This is a genomic window from Acinetobacter sp. P37, from assembly GCF_057480965.1.
This window is the reverse complement of sequence record NZ_JBLIYY010000002.1, coordinates 62873-83365: the sequence shown is the minus strand read 5'-3', so window position 1 is coordinate 83365 and position 20493 is coordinate 62873. Positions and strand designations below refer to the sequence as shown.

Sequence of the window (20493 nt, the reverse complement as noted above, 5' to 3'; positions counted from 1 at the left end):
TCTATTTCAATTCATTATTACGTTGACGACATGCTTCATACAATGCCATACCGGTTGCGACACTGACATTTAAGCTTTGCAAGTTACCAGCCATTGGGATGTAAACAGTTTGATCACATTGCGCCTGCGTAATAGGACGCAAACCTGTATCTTCAGCGCCCATCACCACACATACACCCGTACCAGTAAAGTCAAATTTTTGAATCGGCAAAGCTTTTTCATCTAGCATGGTGCCGACCACACGCACGTTAAAATCTTCTTTGATTTGAGCCAATGTACGTGCTAAGTTGGTCACCTGAATAAACTTCACTTTTTCAGCACCACCAGCAGCAACTTTGCGGGCTGTTGGGGTAAGCGTCGCTGAACGATCACGCGGTGCAATCACGGCTTCAACGCCCATAGCTGCCGCTGTACGGATACATGCACCAAGGTTATGTGGGTCTGTAATATGATCTAAAGCCAATAGCAACGCATTGGGATTGGCTTGTAATAAAGCCTCTAAATCTTTTTCGTTTAAGATTGGATGGGGGCGTACAGCCGCGACCACACCTTGATGGAACGGTTGTCCCGCAAGTTTTTCCAAACTATCACGGCTAGCTTTTTGAATGCTGACACCAAACGGTTCTGCCAACTCAAAAATACGTTTTAAACGCTGATCATCACGTCCTTTTAACGCAAATAAAGTTAATACGCGTTCTGGCTCAAGTTCCAGTAATGACTCCACTGAATGAACGCCATAATAATATTCCGGTTTCGCCATGAACGACCTCTAATTTGCAAACTTCGAAAACTTTTAAACAGGGTATGATCACCCAGCGCACAGCTTAGGTTATCAAAAAGAAAAATCCTGCAAAGCAAGCTTTACAGGATTTATGCTATGACACATAGTTTAACCGATTTGAAGTTAAAAAACTGTGCCTAAATGGATTGAATTATTAGCCTTCTAAGTGGCACACATAATCCAAGACTTCATCTGTTTCAATTTTAAATCGGCTATTACCTGGCACGTAGAACGATTGACCCGCACGGAATAGTTCGCTTTCTTCGCTATCAGCAATTTGAACACGACATTCACCTGAAATAATTTCCATACGTTCAGGTACATGAGTTTCAAAAGTCAGCGCTTGTTCAGTTGGAAGCAACACACCCAGTGTTTTCTTGGTTCCATCTTCAAATTGCACAGTGTGGCTGATACATAGACCGCCAAAATAAACATTTGATTTTTTGATGACTGATACATGATCAAACTGTGCTGACATGCGTTTTCTCCAGATAAAGCATATTTATAATATTTTGATCGAAGTAGTTTAATTGTGCTGCAAAAACTAATCAATCAGTGTTGAAAACTTTGAGATAGATAATTACAAAAATCTGAGAAGTGGATATGTCCCAATACCATCCCACTATCTTGACATTAAGAATCTAAAACAAACTGTACTTTTGTACAAAATACTTTTTTTATTTCATCCACTAAAGTCCTAGTTAGGGTCTATAGAAACGCTGCAAAATCATTTCACAGATATACATGGATAATGAATTATATGGACGGATTTAAGAGACCAAATCATGACGTTTTAAGGCAATAACACTTTAGATTAGATACAAGAATACATACACAAACGTGTTTTGTGAGAACTTAGCAAAATGTTGGATGGTTTAAGCTCACGTTATGCAAGATCATTTACTCTTTGCATCACTACACTGCGTGCTTACGGCAGATACGAAACTAATTTCTTATTAAACTGAAATTTAGGATAGAATTATGAGGTTTTTCGTCATCTTAAAATAAAACTTATCTTGTGACCAAAACAAAACTTAATTATCTTTAACTAGAACTTTTCGCAGCTCGGATGCGTTTATGCTGACACATTTAACTCTGATCAATTTTGCATTAGCCGACCATTTAGCCATCGACATTGAACAAGGCTTTAACGTCCTGACGGGTGAAACAGGTGCTGGTAAATCTTTGCTGCTAGACGCACTATCAGCTTGCTTAGGTGAACGAACAGACACCAACTATGTGCGCTATGGATCAGACAAAGCCGATGTGACAGCGACCTTTAGCTACCAAGAGTACAGTCCTGAAGCACTGTGGCTCAAAGAACATGAGCTGGATGATGAGTCTGGAGAAATTCATTTACGTCGCGTGATTTTTGCAACAGGTCGCAGCAAAGCATGGATTAATGGACGTCCGAGCAGCTTATCTGAGTTAAAAGAAATTGGCCGCTTATTGGTACAACTCTATAGCCAACACAGCCAACAACAACTCTTAGAACCGCCCTATCCAAAACATTGGCTAGATCGCTATTACAATTTTTATCAGCCGGCTCAAGCCGTTCGTGATGCCTATAGCAAGTGGCAAAAGGACATTCGACAGCACCAAGCAGCACTCGACGCCCAAGCCACACGTAAGCAACGGATAGAAACGCTTGAACTTCAATTGGAAGAACTTGAAGACCTTGTGCAAACGGACTACAAAGAAATCGAGCAAGAATTTGACCGTCTCAGTCATCATGAACATATCATGCAGGATTGTAGCTATGGTCTAAATGCCCTCGATGACGCCGAGCAAAATATCAATCAAGAAATGGGCGCGATCATTCGTCGAATTGAATCGCATGCAGGACGTAGTGAACAACTTTCTGAAATTTATACGTCGCTACTGAACGCTCAAAGTGAAATTGAAGATGCCACCGCAAATTTACGTCAGTTTATTGATCGTCAAAGTTTCGATCCTGAACGTATGGACGAATTAAATACCAAACTGGAAGTTTTTCATCGCTTAGCGCGTAAATATCGTACTCAGCCTGAAGATTTAAAACAAGAATACGAAGCGTGGCAACTTGAGTTAGAGCAACTGCATCAGCTTGAGGATCCTGAAACCTTAGCTGAACAAGTGGAAGTGTCTCATCAAGACTTTTTAACTAAAGCACAGCATTTGGATGATATTCGTCGTGAAGCGTCTACCCCATTGGCGAAGCAGTTGACTGAACAAGTGAAACAGCTCGCGCTCCCAGAGGCTCATTTTGAATTTAAATTTGAGCCTCTAGAACAAGCTTCAAGTGAAGGTTTGAGCTTTATTCAACTGCTGTTCACCGCAAACAAAGGGATTCCTGCTCAGCCTCTAGCACGCGTGGCATCGGGGGGTGAATTGTCACGTATCGCCTTAGTCATGCAAGTGATGAATGCTGAAAAAACCGAATCCGAAGTGTTAGTCTTTGATGAAATTGATGTCGGGATCAGTGGCGGAACGGCAGAAATTGTGGGGCGTTTGTTGGCTGATTTGGCGCAGCATGTTCAAATTCTATGTATCACGCATCAAGCGCAAGTTGCAGCACAATCCGATCAGCACTTGTTGGTGAAAAAACGTCAAACGGATCCTGCAAGTAGTACCATTATCGAATTAGAAGAAGATGATCGGATTCAAGAGCTGGCTCGAATGACTGGTGGTGTGGAGATTAGTCAAACGACCTTACAACACGCAAAACAATTACGACAATTAAAGTTTCAGCACAGCTAAATCACCGTAAATGTCTTAAATAAAAAAGCCTTAGTTCACTTTGACTAAGGCTTTTTTTATCACTTGTGATACAACTTCTATTTAATTACGACTTCTATTTAATAATGCCTTGATAGACAAAGCCTTTTGAGCCCAAGCTATAGCGTAAATATTTATACTGCGGCTGATGTTGTTGATTGAGTAACATAACATCCACGTGTTTCGGACTGATTTTGAGATATTCATTACCGCTACGACGATCGGTTTCATAATGGCAGTCATAATCTACCGAGATTTGATCTAGTTTCTTTTGCTTAGTTTGAAATACATAATATTTAAGTAACTGTTTTGGTCCAACTTCAACAGCTCTTAGATGATGTAGTCCACTGCAATTATCACCTTTATAATAACTCTTCACCAAATATACGGTTTTATTTTGGATGTTGACCGGCAAAATTTGATTGATATAGCCTGAGTCAAATTGATCTAAATGTTGCGTTTTTCCCGTTGCATATTGCACATAGCTATCCCACTCCCCCATAGTGCCGCCACCCGAAACATCAAATGTATAAAACTTCAGTTTTTTGTCAGGCGAATATTGGATACGTACATAGCCTTGCTCGGTCAACAGAGGAAAATCATAATTAAAACTGCTCTGATCAGCTGAAATAATGTCTACAACTGCACTTTCTATATCACCATTGACCTCATAAAAATTTAAGTTTTTATATTTTTTAATTACTTGAGATTCATGTTTTTGTAAGTCAGCAATTCCTGCAAAGCCCGAAATAGGTAGGCTTACACAGAGTGCCACCCCTATTATTTTTGAATAATGTGTCATTGTTTTACCCTCAGTTTATCCTGCTATTTTAAGCAATCCTTATCATCAATCACGTGTATCTTCTCCTCGCTTTTGTACTGCTGTTGTTCAAATCACCTGTCATCGCTTTACAATTCACCGTATTGTAGACCTGCCTGCACGATGAAGATATTTATCATGCCCCTCACCGGTCGTGTATGACAAATATTGAATTTGCAGAAAAACTCATTGTTGAAAACTTGTGAGTCTAGTATGTTGATAAATACAACGTTATTCGAATGCAATTCACCCCAAGAATGAAACTTACCCCAATAAGGAGAAGCCATTAGGTGACTAAACAATACCTCACACACCGCTGCCTGATTGCTCCACCCGAAATGAACGATGAATTCTTTGCCAATACGGTGATTTATTTAGCGCGACATGATGAAGATGGCGCTCAAGGCATCATTATTAATCGTCCTTCTGGCTTGCAGATCAAAGAACTATTGAATGATTTGGAAATTGAGGCAGATAATGTGCATCCTCATGAAGTGTTGCAAGGTGGTCCTTTGCGCCCAGAGGCAGGTTTTGTTCTTCATACCGGTCAACCGACATGGCATTCGTCTATTGCTGTAGGTGAAAATGTCTGCATTACCACGTCTAAAGATATTTTAGATGCGATTGCACACAATGAAGGTGTGGGTCGTTATCAGGTGGCTCTAGGCTATGCCAGTTGGGGTAAAAGCCAATTAGAAGAAGAAATTGCTCGGGGTGATTGGCTCATTTGTGACTCAGACATGGATTTAATATTTAACTTACCTTATGACGACCGCTGGGATGCTGCCTATAAAAAAATGGGCGTAGACCGCACGTGGTTATCATCTGAGATTGGACATGCCTGATTTACCACAATATCAAATGATTATGGCCTTTGACTTTGGCACACAAAAAACAGGAATGGCTGTGGGACAAGCCCTGATTGAAAGTGCAAATCCCCTGCCACTCTTTCCCATGAAAGATGGCATTCCCAATTGGGATAATCTACTCAAGATTGTGAAACAGTATCAGCCGGATTTGTTCATCGTGGGTCTACCGCTCAATATGGATGATAGCGAATCTGAACTCTCCACACGTGCGCGTAAATTTGCACGACGCCTTCGCCACCAAACCAATATTGAAACTTTGATGGTCGATGAACGATTAACGACACGTGAAGCGCGTGATGAATTAGATCACTATCAATCCCAAGGCCGTGCGAAGAATCTTTCTGCCGACAGCCTTGCTGCAGCATTGTTTATTGAAAGTTGGTATCGAAATCCAGTCGGGCTAAAACCTTAAGCGCTTTCAACAAACAGGCAAATAAAAAAGCATCCAAAAGAGGATGCTTTTTTATGCGCAAGATTGATCACTCAATGCTGCGCAAATGAAATGATTGGGGATAACTTAGTTTTTATCCACAATATGAATCGTGGTGGTTCGACCCGCGACAAAAGCCAACTGATCATGCGGCACTTCATCCAGTACAATTTTCACTGGTACACGCTGTGCTAAACGGACCCAACTAAAGGTTGGATTGACATTGGCCAGTAAGCCATCAGTCGAGGTACGTTCACGGTCTTCAATCCCTGTTGCAACGCCTTGTACATGGCCTTTATAAACTTCAGAACTTCCCATCAGTTGGATTGTTGCAGGTGCGCCAACATAGATTTTATCTAGTTTGGTTTCTTCAAAATATCCCACAACATACAATTGTTGACGGTCAATTAAGGCCGCTACGGCTTGGCCTACTTTGACGTAATTCCCTGCTTTGAGTTCAAAGTTAGACAATGTTCCATCAGTCGGTGCAACCACTTCCGAACGTTTTAAATTCAATTCTGCCAAATGTAAACTGCTATTGGCCGCTTCAATTAGGGCTTTTTGCTGCACCACACTGGCTTTGGCTTGTTCAATCGCTGCCTGAGTTTGCTCATGCTCTGCATGTGATTGATCACGTACTGCAAACATTTGATCTTGTTCTTGTTTTGAAATCGCACCGTCCATCAAACTTGCATAACGATTTGCATTTTTATCTGCAAGATTAATATTGGCTTGCGACTTCACTAAATTCGCTTTGGCTTCAGCAAGCTGTGCTTCAGCCCCTGCTAATCCTGCTTTGGCTTTCGCCAAGTCAGATTTGGCTTGCTCAACATCCAACGCTTGACGTGCCGCATCTATACGAAATAACACTTGGCCTTTTTTCACTTGTTGGTTGTCTTGAACTAAAACGTCTGTGACCAAACCTGAAACATCCGATGACACTTGAATCACGTCACCACGTACCCGCCCATCACGCGTCCAAGGTTCCGAATTGTAATAGTCCCAAATATGTTTTAGCGCAAGTAATGCACCACATAGCACGATTATCAACAATACAGGCCGAACATATTTTCGGACATTCAAATTGGTCATACGATTACCTCAATCATTTCATTTTTTAGGGGCTTAGAACTGGCAAAAAATAAAGATTTCATGCACCAGCCAAAGCAACATCACAAATACACCCAAATAAAAAATATTGGGCATCGGCACCCAATCTGGCGCCATCCATCGGTCAAGCAAACGCATGATGACCCGCAATAACAGATAGGCCAATACCGCTTGAATCAATAGAATGGGCACATAGACGCCATATACATTTAGCTCACCCATGTTGTGCCTCGACCTGTAAATGATTTGGAATCTGCTGTGTTAGGACATGACACAAACTGCTTTGAATATTGTTCAGTGAATACTGAATTCGATGCATAACATCGTCGTTTTCAACACCCTGAACGGCCTGATTCAATCGTTGAATTCGCTCTACAATTTGCTGTTTCAAGCTCATAAACCCATTTTTTTGCCCTTGTTCCATGGCCCGAAAATAGTCATCTAAATCCTGTTGTAACTCTTCGAGTTCGCTGACCAGTGCTTCATTCGGATCGAGTTTATTCATGAGTTCTTGCAAGCGGGTCAAATCAATCACCGCACTGGCTTCCACCAAAGCCCACTCGATCTGTTGTTTCAAGTTCCCTGATTGCACCATTTTGCTGTTTAGGATGCCGATTCGGTCCAACATACTGCGTAAATGCACCCGAAACGGTAAGCCATACGGCAGATATAAAGCCTGACGCAGTGCCTTATAGTGCTGTGAAAGTATGCGTTGGGCCGTCATATCTGGTGACATTGCACGCACTAAATGAATAATAAACACTGAAATAATGGGTCCCAAAACCGTCCCAATCGATGCATCAAAGAAAAACACCTGATCGAGGCTAAAGCGGTTTTGAAAATTCAGTCCCATGATGGTGCCCATCAAAAGCGGCAAGCTGATCCCAATCAAAGGCGGATGTAAAAACAGCATCAAACAGAACATCACAAATGGTGCTAACACCACGATCAACTGCCAAAAAGCGGTCACATGCGGGAAAATGCCATAGGCGTAGATAAACACCATGAACGCCGCATACATATTGGCGCGAATAAACATTTTCAATGCAGGAACGGGGTTATCCATCGCAGTTAAAATACAAGCACTGATCGCAGCCATTTCGGCCATCATAAATCCAGCTTTCCAACCACTGACAATCCAAAACCCCGTGGAAATTAAGATAATCAAACACGCAGACACTCCGCCACGAATGGCAACCCCCGCATCTCGATGCAAAGTCGGATAATGACTATTGCCCAAGGCGGTCAGTGTGGCAGGTAAAGTGGAGTCGCCTTGCTGTACCCGCTGCCAAAGCAAGCGAATCGCACGAATATTCTGAATAAAATGCTGAATATCCATTTTTAGACTACCTAAAATCACCTGTTGTGATGGCAATGCCTGTGCCTGAATGTGTTGAAAATCTTGCTCAAACTGTTCAGGCAATTGATTGAGTTCACTTTCCTCAATCTGATGTTGATCTAATAAAAACGCGGCAATATGTTCATGGGCTTGCTTGAGTGCCGTCCGATAATGTGTGTCTAAACCGTCTAATTGTTTCATCCGTTCAGACATGGCCACCAAGTTGCTGACCAACAAACTCAACTGATGCAAGATTTCCTGCAACGGACGTGTCATGCCTTTTAAGGTGGATTTTTCATAAGACAAATGCACCGCCATGACATGTATATCGGCGATATCTCGTGCAATATTGCCGAGATTTTTAGAATAATTTTTTAGCTCGGCAGGCTCTAATAAAATCTGATCAAAAATTTCTTTGGTATCGGCAAAGGTTTTGCTCACCCGTGTTTCGACGGCAGGGCCAATATGCATTGGAAATAATGTCGTGGTCACGATGGCACTACAGACCACACCCACCGTAATTTCCAGAAAACGCCCCAAGGCCATATCGAAGATCGAAGCGGTATCAATAAAATACACCACGTTAAAACAGATAATGACCGTGGTATAACCCGCCAACATGGAAACATAACTACGAGGCGTACGGTCTAGCAGTGACAAATACAGGCAAAACCCAACCCAAACCGCTAAAAACACCGTAAACAGTACAGGCATGTGAATGAGATGTGGCAGTGCCACCACCGACACGGCCGCCCCTAAGAACGTCCCTAATACACGATACAAACTTTTTGAAGACGTCATCCCTGAATATGGATTCGCGATCACGAAAACGGTGCCAATCGCCCAAATCGGATAAGCCAAATTCAGTACAAAGGCCACATACAATGCCAACATGCCCGCGATGAACGTTTTGGTCGCAAAAATCCAGTCCATTTTATTGGGCCGAAAAGCGAGTATTTGTTTCGTCAGCAGCATGATGGATCTCGGTGGTTTGCTTCTTTTTAGTGAAAACGACCTCGTATCGAATGCTTAAACATTCGACAGCACAACCTGTATCACGGCACAGGAATGACTAGAAATTTCAATAAGTAAAGAAGCGATTCAAATCGTATTTCAAACCATTTGAATACAAAAAGTAATGTGCAACATTGCCTGCGCATCGAACAGATGGGCAATATTTATTCAATATAGGATATTTTCATAGCAATTTTGCTAAAAAAACAAACCGAAGTCAATAAAAATATCTTATTTTGATAATTCAACTATATTTTAAATGAGTATTTCAGGTTTTTACTATGCTTTTATCAGGATGACCCAAGAAACCCTGTGATATTTCAGATTTGTTTCATTTCCAGTGTAGAAAATCGCAACATCAGGCCGAGCAATTTGTTATAAAGTAACTTAACGATTCATTTTTTATTGTGACCAAGCAGGTTCTTATGGCGCTTTCCAGTTTTGGTAAAATTCTCACCGTACTCGACTTATTTTCAGTTGCTCGTCCCATCATCAATGTCGACATTATTAGTGAAGAATTAGGCTTATCTAAACCAACGAGCTATCGCTATTTAAAAGAACTGGTTTCTGCTGAATTATTGCAGCGCCTCAGTGGGACTTCTGGCGATTACACACTGGGTTCAAAAATTGCTGTGCTTGATTTTATTTCTCGCACCACCGATCCATTGGTGCAAATTAGCATTCCCTTCATGAAAGAAATTGTGGAACGCACAGAGTCTTGTTGCTTATTGACGCATCTGAATATCGACTCTTGTATTGATGTGCATCATGAACTTTACAAAGACTATACTGCCTTGGCTTATGGTCGAGGTAGCCCGCGTCCGATGTATAAAGGCTCATCATCTAAAGTGATTTTGTCCCAGTTACCCAAGCAACGGATTTTAGATTATTACCACCGTTTTGCTGACGAGTTATCTCAAGTTGGTTTTGCGCATAATGAAGAAGAATTTATGCTGCAAATGAAAAAGATTAAAAAGCAGGGTTATTATTTTTCCAATGGTGAAGTTGACCCGAATATGTCGAGCCTATCGATTCCGATTAAATTTTCCAGTAAAGAACCCCCGCTTGCTTTGACCCTATTGGCGTCTAAAAATCGTTTTGAATTTATGAATTTTCAAAAAGTCGTAGAAATGATGCAAGACTGTACAGCGCGTATTGAGAAAAAATACAGTAGTATGATGGAAGAATCGGACGCCATTTAAATCTGATCAGATTGCGCACAACTGATGCGATGTTGTAAAGATGATATTTAATTAATCTGATAAACCCATATTATTAATTGAATTTATTAATTATAAATATTGGATAAATTATCATAATATGATTATTGTTCTTTAGCAGTCATCTCAACCATGTGTTCCATGATTTCAGTTGATTGTCGCTATACTCTTCCTCAGAGAAAGAAAAAAGCTCATCTAGATATGGGCTTTTTTTACGGCTGTTGATCATAGAAATAACGAAAGGTTAAATTCACCCTCGGCTCGGTCACTTTCATCGACTTCATTAGGGCATGTTTCCAATACCGTTGGGTTTTCCCACGCATCACAATCAACTGTCCACTTTGCAGTAAAAGCTGTACTTTCTCTTGAGTGCTTTTATGTTTAAAGCAAAACTTTCGGCTTGCACCAAAACTCAAAGATGCGATCACCACCTGCTGTGTGGGTGAAAGCAAAGATGGCTCATCATCACTATGCCACCCCACCGCTTGCGTACCATTTTCGTATAAATTGGCCAAACAGGAATTAAACGTCTGACCCACCCGTTGCTCAATATATTTCTTTAAGCGCAGTAAAGCTGGATTCCAGATCAATGCCTGCTTTTGCATGCCTGAATAGTGATACTCATAATGAGCATCTCCATACCAAACCACTTTTCGTTCCGTTTGAAAATACTGTCCATGCAAAATGACTTCATCATGCTGCCAAGCCAACTGCGTGAGGAAATAGTGTAAATATTTTTCACTGTCTTCAGCATTGAAGATCAATCCATAATCTTCAACTTCACCATCATAGGGCAACAGATTTGCATGCGGTTCAGGCGTAAATAATTCAAAATTCATCGGTTCAACTCAACACTGTTTGGCACAGCAGCGTAATGCTGATGTCGTGAGCACATTTAAAAAATATCTTAGCCGAAAAACTCTCGTCACAAATCAAAACATTGTCATTACTTGTCGCATAGAATTTTCAGTCTTAGACTAAAGCTCATATTCACAATAAAAATAATTGCTTATGAACCTGTGGCAGCTTTTCCAAAAATTACGTCCATTTGTACAGCCATACCGCTGGCTGGTGGTCGTGACGCTGATCTTGACCTTAATTGGCTCACTCACGGCACAGGTGAATGCCCTGACACTCAAATATGCCGTAGACAGCATCAATCAGCTTTTACAACAAGGCCTCGGTCTAGCCAATGGTTGGCATATATTAATCACCATCACCGTAGTCTTATTGGGAAAAGAAGTCATCAATGCCATCGTGCAATTTGGACAAAAATCGTTTGGTGAAAAGTTACGTATTTTAATTTCTCAGGATTTGTCCCAAGGCATTATTGAAAAATTTATCACCTATCGATTGGCATTCTTCGATCAACAAGACAACCAAGCAGGCAAACTCCAAACTCGAATTGATCGGGGGGTTAGCTCGCTCACACGACTGGTTCAAATCTTTTTTATTGATATTTTACCGTTATTTACCAGTGCTATTATTGCACTGGGCTTAATGTATTATGCCAATGTTTGGGTTGGCGTGGTGGCCACAATTATTGTGCCGATTTATTTTTGGCTAACTTTCAAACAATCACAAAAACTGGCAGGCAAACGCCGTGCCCTACGCGATAATTTTGAAAAGAAAAATCAGGGTATTCTGAGTATTATCAACTCGATAACGGTCATTAAATCTTTTAACAAAGAAGCCGTCGAATCGAAAAAACAATTAAATCTGCAAAAGTCGCTGACTGAAAACCAGATGCAGACACGGCAAACCAGTTATATCTTTGACGGACTCAAAACCTTTATTGAACAGGTCGGTGTGGTACTGATCATCATTCTGACAGCCTATTTTGTTTTGGATGGGCAAATGAGTATCGGGATGATTATGTATCACGTGTTGTTATTTAATAATGTCTCTGCCCCGATTCGCTCGCTACATCGTATCTATGATGAAATTAACTCTGCGATGATTTATTCAGAAAGCTTCTTTAACATCTTAGAAGCGGATCATGAAATTGAAACCAGTGGCACTGCCCAGCCTCCGATTCAAGGTCAATTTGAATTGAGCAATGTCGACTTTAGCTATCCCAATGGCTTTCAGGCATTGCACCGCATCAACATGACCATCCAACCGAACAAAATCACCGCCTTGGTTGGTTTATCTGGGGCTGGTAAATCGACATTAATTAGCTTACTGGATAAGTTTTATCATCCTCAAGCGGGCAATATCAAACTCGATGGCATCGATTTAGAACAGATTGATACACAGTATTTACGTGAAAATATTGGTTTGGTATTGCAAAAAAATCATATTTTCCCAGGTTCAATTTTTGAAAATATTCGCTATGGAAAAAGTACAGCTACAGAGCAAGAAGTCTTCGATGCAGCACGGAAAGCCTCGATCCATGATCAGATCTTAAAACTGCCGCATGCCTATGAAGCCGATGCCTTGCTGCTCTCAGGTGGACAGCAACAGCGTATTGCCTTGGCACGTATGTTCCTGAAAAATCCGCCGATTATTTTCTTGGACGAACCGACTGCAAGTTTAGATGCGATCGCTGCTGAACAAATTAAAAATAGTCTGGATCAAATTAAACAAGGGCGTACCGTCATCATGATTTCACATAGTTTGTCGCAAATTATCGATGCCGATTACACCTATGTGATGAAAGACGGACAAATCGTAGAACACGGGGAGCATCATGATTTGTACCATCAAGAAGGTGCTTATAAGCAAATCTTCGATGCGATGGCGAAAAGTTTAAATATTGACAAAATTGCCCGGACTTTTGAGGAAGACGAAGAAACACATAGTTAATTTTAGACCGAAAAAAGCCCATCGTTTGATGGGCTTCGTTCATATTTGTTTTATTCAATTAACGCTGAACTTTTTGCTCAATTTCTTCAACACTGGTGTGACGGACATCTAGACCTTTCACCATATAAATCACTTGTTCAGAGATATTTCGAGCATGGTCACCAATACGTTCAAGTGAACGCAGCACCCAAAGTACATTCATGACCCGAGTAATGTGCCGTGGATCTTCTATCATATACGTCATGAGGGTACGGGTTGCCGATTGGTACTCGCGGTCAATATCAGCATCGGCCAAAAGGACACGTAAAGCCTGATCTACATCCAAACGTGCAAAGGCATCGAGCGCATCATGAATCATCACCCGGACTTGGTTGCCAATATGCCGTGTTTCCATATAACCACGCGGTGAACCACCCTCTTCACACAAGCTTTGTGCAATACGGGCAATTTTTGCCGCTTCATCACCAATCCGTTCTAAATCGGTGTTGGCTTTCGACATCGCAATCACCATGCGTAGATCAATCGCAGCAGGATGACGGCGCGCCAAAATTAGGGTAAGCGCTTCATCAATTTCAGTTTCCATACGGTTCACCGTATTGTCTTGAAATTGAACATCGATCGCCATCGTTGCATCCGTATCCAATAAGGCATGAATGGCATTTGCAACCTGCTGCTCCACCAAACCACCCATGGTCATAAATTTGGTATGCACATCCTGCAATTCTTCATTGAATTGCGAAGAAATATGATGGTTTAAAACAGGATTATTAGGCAAAGCGAGTCTCCACTACAACGTGAATCGGCAGATTTTAGTGCCATATTAAAGCATATTGATTGTGAAACTTTTATGACCATGGCCTATTTCTTTAGTAGGATCGATGGCTGATTTTTCTGATCGACCAACCATGCATTCATTTCCACTAAATCAGCTTCCGTTAATTTCCCAACGGAGGCTTTGAGTTGCAGTACATGTATTAAATAATCGTACTTAGAATTCAGATAATCTTGACGGGCTGAAAAGGCATTACGCTGTGCCAGTAGCACATCAACCATAGTTTTCAGACCTTCTTGGTACTGGGCTTGTGAGGCCAAAGACACTTGCGCGGAAGAATCCATCGCGGCTTTACGTGCCTGTAATTTACTTTGATCCGTTTCGACTTGCATATATGATTTTTTTACATCGGTTTGTGCTTTTCGAATCGCTGCATCCACCTGTGCTTGGCTTTTTTCAACATTGATCGCCGCTTGCTTAATGGATTTCTGTGTCCGTCCACCATTAAACACATTCCAGTTCATTTCAATCCCCACCTGATCAAATTGACCATCTTGCGACATGATGGATTGTGGACTTTGCTTGTTATACCCATAGGTCCCTACCGCTTCAATCTGAGGATATAAGGCAGCTTTTTCGACGCGTTTGCCATCTTCCGCATAACGTTGTTGCATACGCGCTTGTAAAATGCCTAGGTTCTGCTCCTGAGCCAGTTCTTCCCACGCTTGTACATTGTTTGGAATCGGTTTTTCAAACTGAAAATCTTCACGTAACACCGCCAAATTTTCTCGATATGGCCCAATCAACTGTTGTAATTGTTCCTGCGCCAAAACCAATTGAACATTAGTCGCCATACGGTTTGCCCGTGCATTTTGATATTGAGCATTGGCTTCGCTGACATCACTTTTTGCCACCAAACCTTCTTTTAATTTAGCATTCATCATGCGCAGCTGTTCCGATAGCGCCTGTTCTTCTTGTAGGTTGGCAACCGTTAATGCCTGTTGGCGTAGGACATTAAAATAAGCTTCAGAGACATTTAAAATATGATCTTGTTTTTGAATCCGCAGATTGATTTCACTTAAATTAATCGAGGTCTTGACTTGCTTAAGCCCTTCCCATGCATCCCAACGAAAAATGGGCTGACGAGCAGTGAGCGCAATTTGTCTTGTTGTGGTGCTGTCTGGCATGATCAGCCCGGCTTGAGCGCCGCTTTGGTTGGAATTTTGATTTTTTCGAGTCACATTTCCGGAGATTGTTACCGTCGGGAGTAAGTTCCCATTGGCAATCCCCAAATTCAATTTATCTGCTTCATATTGTAGTTTATTGGCTTGCCAATTGGGGTCTTCTTGTTTTGCACGTTCATAAGCTTGCACAAGATCTAGCGCACACGCCCATTGACTCGTGAAAAGCAAACAAAGACCCACCACAACTTTTTTGTTCATTTTTTTTGTAAATTCCTAATATTCAAATGCCCGAGATTGAATATTCAAGCCTAAAACTAAGCAGATACTAATCATATCCTTGCAAATTTCCGTATGATTTTTATTAATTTTTTATATCAAATGCGACAAAACCGGATAATTTCAGTCGTTTTCGGACACTACTCACAACGCTATAACAAAGAACTGTACAATAGTACACATATTGCACGTGTTTCATCTATAAAATAGTCGACATTCCATCGGACAATACCACTTCTATAGCGCATCGAGTTCCTGTGTCAAAATTTTTTCAGCTGCCTGCAAAGTTTAGTGCAATGTTTTTATGTTTCAGTATGTTGAATGGATGCCAACAACAGCCTGAACCTCAACCTGCACCAGAGTTTCCCAACAATAAGACTGTTCAAAAAGAAGCAGTCGATTTGTCTTTGCTGTGCAAAAAACTTGAAAAAAACATGCTGGAAATAGACGATCAACGAACAACTTTCGCTTTAGAACAAATCAACCAAGATCTCAAAGTCTGCTTACCGCTATTAAAAGCGGACGAACAAAAAAAATTACTGCGTTTGTCCAATCAAATGTATCGCAACTTTTTACATGTTGAACGTACAGCTCAACAGCAAATGGCGTTCGAACAATTTGCCTTTGATATGGCTCAGCATCCCACCATTCAACAAAATCATTATGAGCAGCTCACTGCCCGAGATCAATACTTACTGAAACATAAAGGCCAAGCCTATGTGGAATTGTTCGATGCAGGTGAAGGACAGTTACGCTATCGCCGTAGTCCTGAATATTTAGCCAAAATTTTTGCGCCTTATATGGAAGAATCTGAGCAAGTCTTTATTGAAAAACTGGCTGAACAAAATGCACAACCCGCCTTGCTACAAAAAAGTTTAGCCATTGAGCCACAAGAGATTGCGACACGTGCCATTTTTTGGGAAGACTATCTGAAACAATATCCAGATAGCCCCTACAAAAAAGATGCACAACAATTGCTGTACCAATACAGCCAGTTGCTGTTTATTGGTTCAGCGCATAGTCCCGTTTCTAATGATTTTTCAGACCGCCTCAGTATTCAAGCCAGTTCTTTAGAAGAAATTGAACGCTTGGCTCAACTAAAAAACTCCAAATTGGCAGATCAGGCGCGTTTATTTTTAAAATTATTAGATCAAAATACTGCTGCATCTAATCAGCGATCAGAAGCGCAGCTGTTAAATTTCATTGGTGTCCGCAATCCTGATCCACATTATAAGAAAGACTGTTTTAGTGACGCCATCTGTGTAAATCAGTCCTCTACTTAGCCAATGCAAGTTCAATTGCACATGGGCCTAGCCAAAATTCTGCACTGCAAAATCGATGAAAAATAACACTGTTTTAAAACAGCCTTCATGCTAATATCCGCACAAAGCTTGACGGAGCGCAGGTAATTTCCTGCTGAGATCATCTAAATTTAGTTCGCTAAATTTAAGGATGAGTACCGTTGAACCTGATCAGGTTAATACCTGCGTAGGAATCAAGCCATCTAAAAACTTAAGCCCTTCTTATCTCTTGGTTTTACGCCTTTATTTTCAGGTGAATCCATCAGATAAACTGCCACGTTTTTGGTCGTGCTTGATTCGTTGATGTCATTCATAAGGATCATTGCAATGAACCAATTAACGAATCTCACCGCTTCAGATCGCGCTGCTCAGCATGAACAAGATGCTAAAGATCTCACCCGTATTCTCCCCGCGTCAAAAAAAGTCTATATCCAAGGCTCACGTCCAGATATTCGCGTACCAATGCGTGAAATCAGTCTTACAGATACGCCTACAGGTCTGGGTGGAGAAAAAAATCTACCGATTATGGTCTATGACACCTCTGGTGCTTATACCGACCCCAATATTCAAATTGACCTGAATCAAGGTCTACCTAATGTCCGTGAATCTTGGATTGAGTCTCGAAATGATACGGAAATACTCGATACCTTAACTTCAAAATTTGGACAAGAGCGTCTTCGAGATATTCGTACTGCAGAGATTCGTTTTGCACATATTTCAAAACCCCGTCGCGCTCGTCGTGGACACAATGTGTCTCAAATGCACTATGCCAAACAAGGCATCATCACCCCTGAAATGGAATACATTGCGATTCGTGAAAATCAGCGCCAGCGTGAAGGTGTTGATATGCGCCAACATGCCGGTCAAAATTTTGGCGCACGCAATTTAACTGAAATCACCCCAGAATTTGTACGTCAAGAAGTGGCTGAAGGTCGTGCCATTATCCCTGCCAACATTAACCACCCTGAATGTGAACCGATGATTATTGGTCGTAACTTTTTGGTGAAAATCAATGCCAACATTGGTAACTCAGCACTTGGTTCAAGCATCGATGAAGAAGTGGCAAAAATGACTTGGGCAACTCGTTGGGGCGCTGACACCATCATGGATTTATCGACAGGTAAAAATATCCATGAAACCCGCGAATGGATTATTCGCAACTCCCCTGTACCGATTGGCACCGTGCCAATTTACCAAGCTTTAGAAAAAGTTGATGGTGTCGCAGAGGACTTAACCTGGGAAATTTTCAAAGACACACTGATTGAACAAGCCGAGCAAGGTGTCGATTACTTTACGATTCACGCAGGCGTGTTGCTTCGTTATGTTCCACTCACCGCCAACCGTTTAACAGGGATTGTGTCACGTGGCGGATCCATCATGGCGCAGTGGTGCTTAGCGCATCATGAAGAAAACTTCCTGTATACGCATTTTGATGAAATCTGCGAAATCATGAAAGCCTATGATGTGTCATTCAGTTTAGGTGATGGTTTACGTCCAGGGTGTATTCAAGATGCTAACGATGAAGCTCAATTTAGTGAATTACGCACCTTAGGTGAATTGACTCACCGGGCATGGGAGCATGATGTACAAGTCATGATTGAAGGCCCAGGCCATGTACCAATGCACATGATCAAAGAAAATATGGATCTGCAACTCGCGGTTTGCAAAGAAGCACCTTTCTATACCCTTGGACCACTCACCACCGATATTGCCCCGGGCTATGACCACATTACCTCTGCCATTGGTGCGGCAATGATTGGTTGGTATGGCACCGCCATGCTGTGTTATGTGACCCCGAAAGAGCATCTTGGTCTACCAGATAAAAAAGACGTCAAAGACGGCATTATCACCTACAAAATTGCAGCCCATGCCGCGGACCTTGCCAAAGGTCATCCCGGTGCGCAGGCTCGTGATAATGCATTATCGAAAGCACGCTTTGAATTCCGCTGGGAAGACCAATTTAATCTGAGCTTAGACCCTGATACAGCGCGTAGCATGCATGATGAAACTATGCCGAAAGAAGCACATAAATCGGCCCATTTTTGTTCAATGTGTGGACCTAAATTTTGCTCGATGAAAATCACACAAAATGTGAGAGATTATGCAAAAAATCAGCAAGATATGCAGCTTTCTTCAGAATCTAATCCTGAAATTGAAACGGGTTTACAAAGCATGAAAGCGGCCTATCATGAACATGGTCAAAAGTTGTACCACAAAGTGTAAAGCTTAAAAAAAATCTTTTGTATTCAACAAAATCTCGGTTAGGATGAAATGGAAGATTTCATCCTAATTAGCGCTTATGAATATTATTAAACAGGCCACATATAACAAAAAAGATTACAGCATTGAAGGGCGTGAACATCTTTATAAAGGCTTTATTCAAGTTGAAAAAGTTCAGCTTCGACACCGCTTATTCCATCAAGACAGCATGATTCCAACCATTCAGCGTGAATTGATTCATCGTCCTGAAGCAGCAGGTGTGCTGATCTATAGTCATCAACAACAAAAATTTGCCTTAATTGAACAATTCCGCATTGGGGCGATTGATGATGAAACTTCGCCATGGCAACTAGAGATTATTGCCGGCGTGCTCGATGGTGATGAATCTGCTGAAAGCTGCATCCGCCGTGAAAGTTTGGAAGAATCAGGCTGTGAATTAGATGCACTACAGCATTTATTTAGTTTTTATCCCTCTGCGGGTGCCTGCGCGGAATTATTCCACCTTTATAGTGCTGAAGCAGAACTGCCTGAACATGGAGGAGTCTTTGGCATGCCTGATGAAGGAGAGAATATTCAATTGCATATCTTAAACTATACTGATATTCCTGAATTATTAACCAATGGTCGGCTAAAAAACGCACCTGTCATTATGGCCTTGCAATGGTTACAACAACAAATACATACTACAAGGAATGTCTAAGGGGAAGGACATGACTTTAAGGGATACACCACAATACGACTGGACACTGATCCAGATCTCGGACACACATTTAATGGATCAGGAAGATCTTGAATTTGTCCGCATGAATCCAGAGCAGAGTTTTCACGATGTGATTCAACAAATTCAGTTGAACCATCATCACATCGATACGCTTGTCCATACTGGCGATCTTGCACAAGTGCCGGTAGAGCGTACCTATGCGCGTTATCTCGAATATATGCAACAGCAGCCGTTTCCGTTTTATCAGATTCCGGGGAACCATGACGAAGCGTCTTGCTTCCCATTTCATCAACAGGAAGATCGTGCTCACTGCATCGCATTAGGCAATTGGTGTCTGATTTTACTGAACAGTGCGGTTAAAGGAAAAGTGGATGGTTGGGTATCACAACAGCAGTTGGAACAATTAGATCAGTTACTCACAGCACACCCACAGCAACACATCATTGTGGCATGCCACCACCACCCTTTTGCCATGCAATCGCATTGGATAGATCAGCATAAACTAAAGAACGCTGAACATCTCATAGATGTGCTTTCACGCCATGACAATGTCAAAATTGTACTATGCGGACACGTACATCAAGACTCGTCTAATCAATGGCGCAATATTCAGTTTTTATCGACGCCTTCGACCAGTGTTCAGTTCAAACCACATAGTGAAAATTTTGCCTTAGATGAGGCTTTACCAGGGTATCGTGCACTCTATCTGAATGATAATGGTGAATTTAAAACTGAAGTTGTTCGGGTCAAATTGAAACAACCTCAAATTAATGTTGAAATTTCAGGTTATTAACTTTTCAATTTGATTTTTTTGCTTTACTTTATGGCTTCTAAAGGAAAAGTGATAGTTAGAATCCAAACATCAAAGACT

At 41.5% G+C, this 20493-nt stretch carries 18 protein-coding genes and 1 riboswitch; of the genes, 9 read left to right on the top strand and 9 right to left on the bottom strand.

The window, feature by feature from the left end:
- Position 1: 1 nt before the first annotated feature.
- Positions 2-760, bottom strand: a complete 759-nt coding sequence (gene rlmB / locus AC25JC_RS02280) for a 23S rRNA (guanosine(2251)-2'-O)-methyltransferase RlmB (protein ID WP_111884878.1) — start codon at positions 758-760, stop codon at positions 2-4.
- A 175-nt stretch (positions 761-935) separates the two neighbouring features.
- Positions 936-1259 (bottom strand): pyrimidine/purine nucleoside phosphorylase, encoded by a 324-nt coding sequence (gene ppnP / locus AC25JC_RS02275; RefSeq protein WP_067763086.1) that lies wholly within the window; start codon positions 1257-1259, stop codon positions 936-938.
- A 599-nt stretch (positions 1260-1858) separates the two neighbouring features.
- Here ppnP and recN point away from each other — a divergent pair.
- Positions 1859-3520, top strand: a complete 1662-nt coding sequence (gene recN, locus AC25JC_RS02270) for a DNA repair protein RecN (RefSeq protein ID WP_180133251.1) — start codon at positions 1859-1861, stop codon at positions 3518-3520.
- 94 nt (positions 3521-3614) lie between these two features.
- On the opposite strand, the gene AC25JC_RS02265 is transcribed toward recN, so the two are convergent.
- Entirely contained in the window at positions 3615-4340 is a 726-nt protein-coding gene (locus AC25JC_RS02265; RefSeq protein WP_486923383.1) for a hypothetical protein, read from the bottom strand.
- 308 nt (positions 4341-4648) lie between these two features.
- On the opposite strand from AC25JC_RS02265, the gene AC25JC_RS02260 reads away from it, so the two are divergent.
- Both AC25JC_RS02260 and ruvX read left to right on the top strand, forming a co-directional pair.
- Positions 4649-5203 carry a YqgE/AlgH family protein gene (locus tag AC25JC_RS02260; RefSeq protein WP_180022050.1) on the top strand — a complete coding sequence of 185 codons (555 nt, stop codon included), beginning with the start codon at positions 4649-4651 and terminating at the stop codon, positions 5201-5203.
- Positions 5196-5639 (top strand): Holliday junction resolvase RuvX, encoded by a 444-nt coding sequence (ruvX, locus tag AC25JC_RS02255; protein WP_180049834.1) that lies wholly within the window; start codon positions 5196-5198, stop codon positions 5637-5639. The genes AC25JC_RS02260 and ruvX overlap by 8 nt, the downstream gene beginning before the upstream one ends.
- 105 nt (positions 5640-5744) lie before the next feature.
- Here ruvX and AC25JC_RS02250 read toward each other — a convergent pair whose 3' ends face one another.
- From AC25JC_RS02250 to AC25JC_RS02240, 3 genes are read right to left on the bottom strand one after another with little or no spacing between them, the layout of a single operon-like run.
- Entirely contained in the window at positions 5745-6749 is a 1005-nt protein-coding gene (locus AC25JC_RS02250) for an HlyD family secretion protein (RefSeq protein ID WP_486923382.1), read from the bottom strand.
- A 33-nt stretch (positions 6750-6782) separates the two neighbouring features.
- Positions 6783-6989 carry a DUF1656 domain-containing protein gene (locus AC25JC_RS02245; RefSeq protein WP_078189428.1) on the bottom strand — a complete coding sequence of 69 codons (207 nt, stop codon included), beginning with the start codon at positions 6987-6989 and terminating at the stop codon, positions 6783-6785.
- Positions 6982-9081 carry an FUSC family protein gene (locus AC25JC_RS02240; RefSeq protein ID WP_486923381.1) on the bottom strand — a complete coding sequence of 700 codons (2100 nt, stop codon included), beginning with the start codon at positions 9079-9081 and terminating at the stop codon, positions 6982-6984. Before AC25JC_RS02240 ends, AC25JC_RS02245 begins: the two co-directional genes overlap by 8 nt.
- 464 nt (positions 9082-9545) lie before the next feature.
- On the opposite strand from AC25JC_RS02240, the gene AC25JC_RS02235 reads away from it, so the two are divergent.
- On the top strand, positions 9546-10322 hold the full coding sequence (locus AC25JC_RS02235) for an IclR family transcriptional regulator (RefSeq protein WP_180062785.1): 777 nt from the start codon (positions 9546-9548) through the stop codon (positions 10320-10322).
- A 230-nt stretch (positions 10323-10552) separates the two neighbouring features.
- Here the strand turns inward: AC25JC_RS02235 and AC25JC_RS02230 are convergent, their stop codons facing one another.
- On the bottom strand, positions 10553-11179 hold the full coding sequence (locus AC25JC_RS02230) for an alpha-ketoglutarate-dependent dioxygenase AlkB family protein (RefSeq protein WP_249680000.1): 627 nt from the start codon (positions 11177-11179) through the stop codon (positions 10553-10555).
- Positions 11180-11351: 172 nt separating this feature from the next.
- Here AC25JC_RS02230 and AC25JC_RS02225 point away from each other — a divergent pair, with 172 nt between their 5' ends.
- Positions 11352-13148, top strand: a complete 1797-nt coding sequence (locus tag AC25JC_RS02225) for an ABC transporter ATP-binding protein (protein ID WP_078189432.1) — start codon at positions 11352-11354, stop codon at positions 13146-13148.
- Positions 13149-13206: 58 nt separating this feature from the next.
- Here AC25JC_RS02225 and phoU read toward each other — a convergent pair whose 3' ends face one another.
- Complete coding sequence (phoU, locus tag AC25JC_RS02220; RefSeq protein WP_078189433.1) at positions 13207-13923, bottom strand: phosphate signaling complex protein PhoU; 717 nt, start codon at positions 13921-13923, stop codon at positions 13207-13209.
- Positions 13924-14006: 83 nt separating this feature from the next.
- Positions 14007-15362, bottom strand: coding sequence for a multidrug efflux outer membrane protein AbuO (gene abuO, locus AC25JC_RS02215; RefSeq protein ID WP_180116046.1), 1356 nt, complete (start codon positions 15360-15362; stop codon positions 14007-14009).
- A 314-nt stretch (positions 15363-15676) separates the two neighbouring features.
- Between abuO and AC25JC_RS02210 the strand changes: the two genes are divergently transcribed.
- The 4 genes from AC25JC_RS02210 (at position 15677) to cpdA (ending at position 20415) form a co-directional block, all read left to right on the top strand.
- Entirely contained in the window at positions 15677-16663 is a 987-nt protein-coding gene (locus AC25JC_RS02210; RefSeq protein ID WP_486923449.1) for a hypothetical protein, read from the top strand.
- 102 nt (positions 16664-16765) lie between these two features.
- A riboswitch (TPP riboswitch) is annotated at positions 16766-16892 on the top strand.
- 116 nt (positions 16893-17008) lie between these two features.
- The gene (gene thiC, locus AC25JC_RS02205; protein ID WP_486923380.1) at positions 17009-18904 is read left to right on the top strand and encodes a phosphomethylpyrimidine synthase ThiC; all 1896 of its coding nucleotides are present in this window, start codon (positions 17009-17011) and stop codon (positions 18902-18904) included.
- A 76-nt stretch (positions 18905-18980) separates the two neighbouring features.
- A complete protein-coding gene (locus AC25JC_RS02200) occupies positions 18981-19601 on the top strand; it encodes an NUDIX domain-containing protein (RefSeq protein ID WP_180156699.1) in 621 nt (206 codons plus the stop codon).
- 10 nt (positions 19602-19611) lie between these two features.
- Positions 19612-20415: a 3',5'-cyclic-AMP phosphodiesterase gene (cpdA, locus tag AC25JC_RS02195; RefSeq protein ID WP_078192576.1), complete on the top strand. Its 804-nt coding sequence runs from the start codon at positions 19612-19614 to the stop codon at positions 20413-20415.
- The last annotated feature ends 78 nt before the right edge of the window (positions 20416-20493 follow it).

What these genes read in the sequence shown, in the direction of transcription:
- AC25JC_RS02245 (WP_078189428.1), bottom strand. Translation starts at nt 6,989, where the DNA reads ATGGGTGAGCTAAATGTATATGGCGTCTATGTGCCCATTCTATTGATT.
- AC25JC_RS02250 (WP_486923382.1), bottom strand. Translation starts at nt 6,749, where the DNA reads ATGACCAATTTGAATGTCCGAAAATATGTTCGGCCTGTATTGTTGATA.
- AC25JC_RS02265 (WP_486923383.1), bottom strand. Translation starts at nt 4,340, where the DNA reads ATGACACATTATTCAAAAATAATAGGGGTGGCACTCTGTGTAAGCCTA.
- ruvX (WP_180049834.1), top strand. Translation starts at nt 5,196, where the DNA reads ATGCCTGATTTACCACAATATCAAATGATTATGGCCTTTGACTTTGGC.
- AC25JC_RS02235 (WP_180062785.1), top strand. Translation starts at nt 9,546, where the DNA reads ATGGCGCTTTCCAGTTTTGGTAAAATTCTCACCGTACTCGACTTATTT.
- cpdA (WP_078192576.1), top strand. Translation starts at nt 19,612, where the DNA reads ATGACTTTAAGGGATACACCACAATACGACTGGACACTGATCCAGATC.
- ppnP (WP_067763086.1), bottom strand. Translation starts at nt 1,259, where the DNA reads ATGTCAGCACAGTTTGATCATGTATCAGTCATCAAAAAATCAAATGTT.
- AC25JC_RS02225 (WP_078189432.1), top strand. Translation starts at nt 11,352, where the DNA reads ATGAACCTGTGGCAGCTTTTCCAAAAATTACGTCCATTTGTACAGCCA.
- thiC (WP_486923380.1), top strand. Translation starts at nt 17,009, where the DNA reads ATGAACCAATTAACGAATCTCACCGCTTCAGATCGCGCTGCTCAGCAT.
- rlmB (WP_111884878.1), bottom strand. Translation starts at nt 760, where the DNA reads ATGGCGAAACCGGAATATTATTATGGCGTTCATTCAGTGGAGTCATTA.
- AC25JC_RS02240 (WP_486923381.1), bottom strand. Translation starts at nt 9,081, where the DNA reads ATGCTGCTGACGAAACAAATACTCGCTTTTCGGCCCAATAAAATGGAC.
- AC25JC_RS02210 (WP_486923449.1), top strand. Translation starts at nt 15,677, where the DNA reads ATGTTTTTATGTTTCAGTATGTTGAATGGATGCCAACAACAGCCTGAA.
- abuO (WP_180116046.1), bottom strand. Translation starts at nt 15,362, where the DNA reads ATGAACAAAAAAGTTGTGGTGGGTCTTTGTTTGCTTTTCACGAGTCAA.
- recN (WP_180133251.1), top strand. Translation starts at nt 1,859, where the DNA reads ATGCTGACACATTTAACTCTGATCAATTTTGCATTAGCCGACCATTTA.
- AC25JC_RS02230 (WP_249680000.1), bottom strand. Translation starts at nt 11,179, where the DNA reads ATGAATTTTGAATTATTTACGCCTGAACCGCATGCAAATCTGTTGCCC.
- AC25JC_RS02200 (WP_180156699.1), top strand. Translation starts at nt 18,981, where the DNA reads ATGAATATTATTAAACAGGCCACATATAACAAAAAAGATTACAGCATT.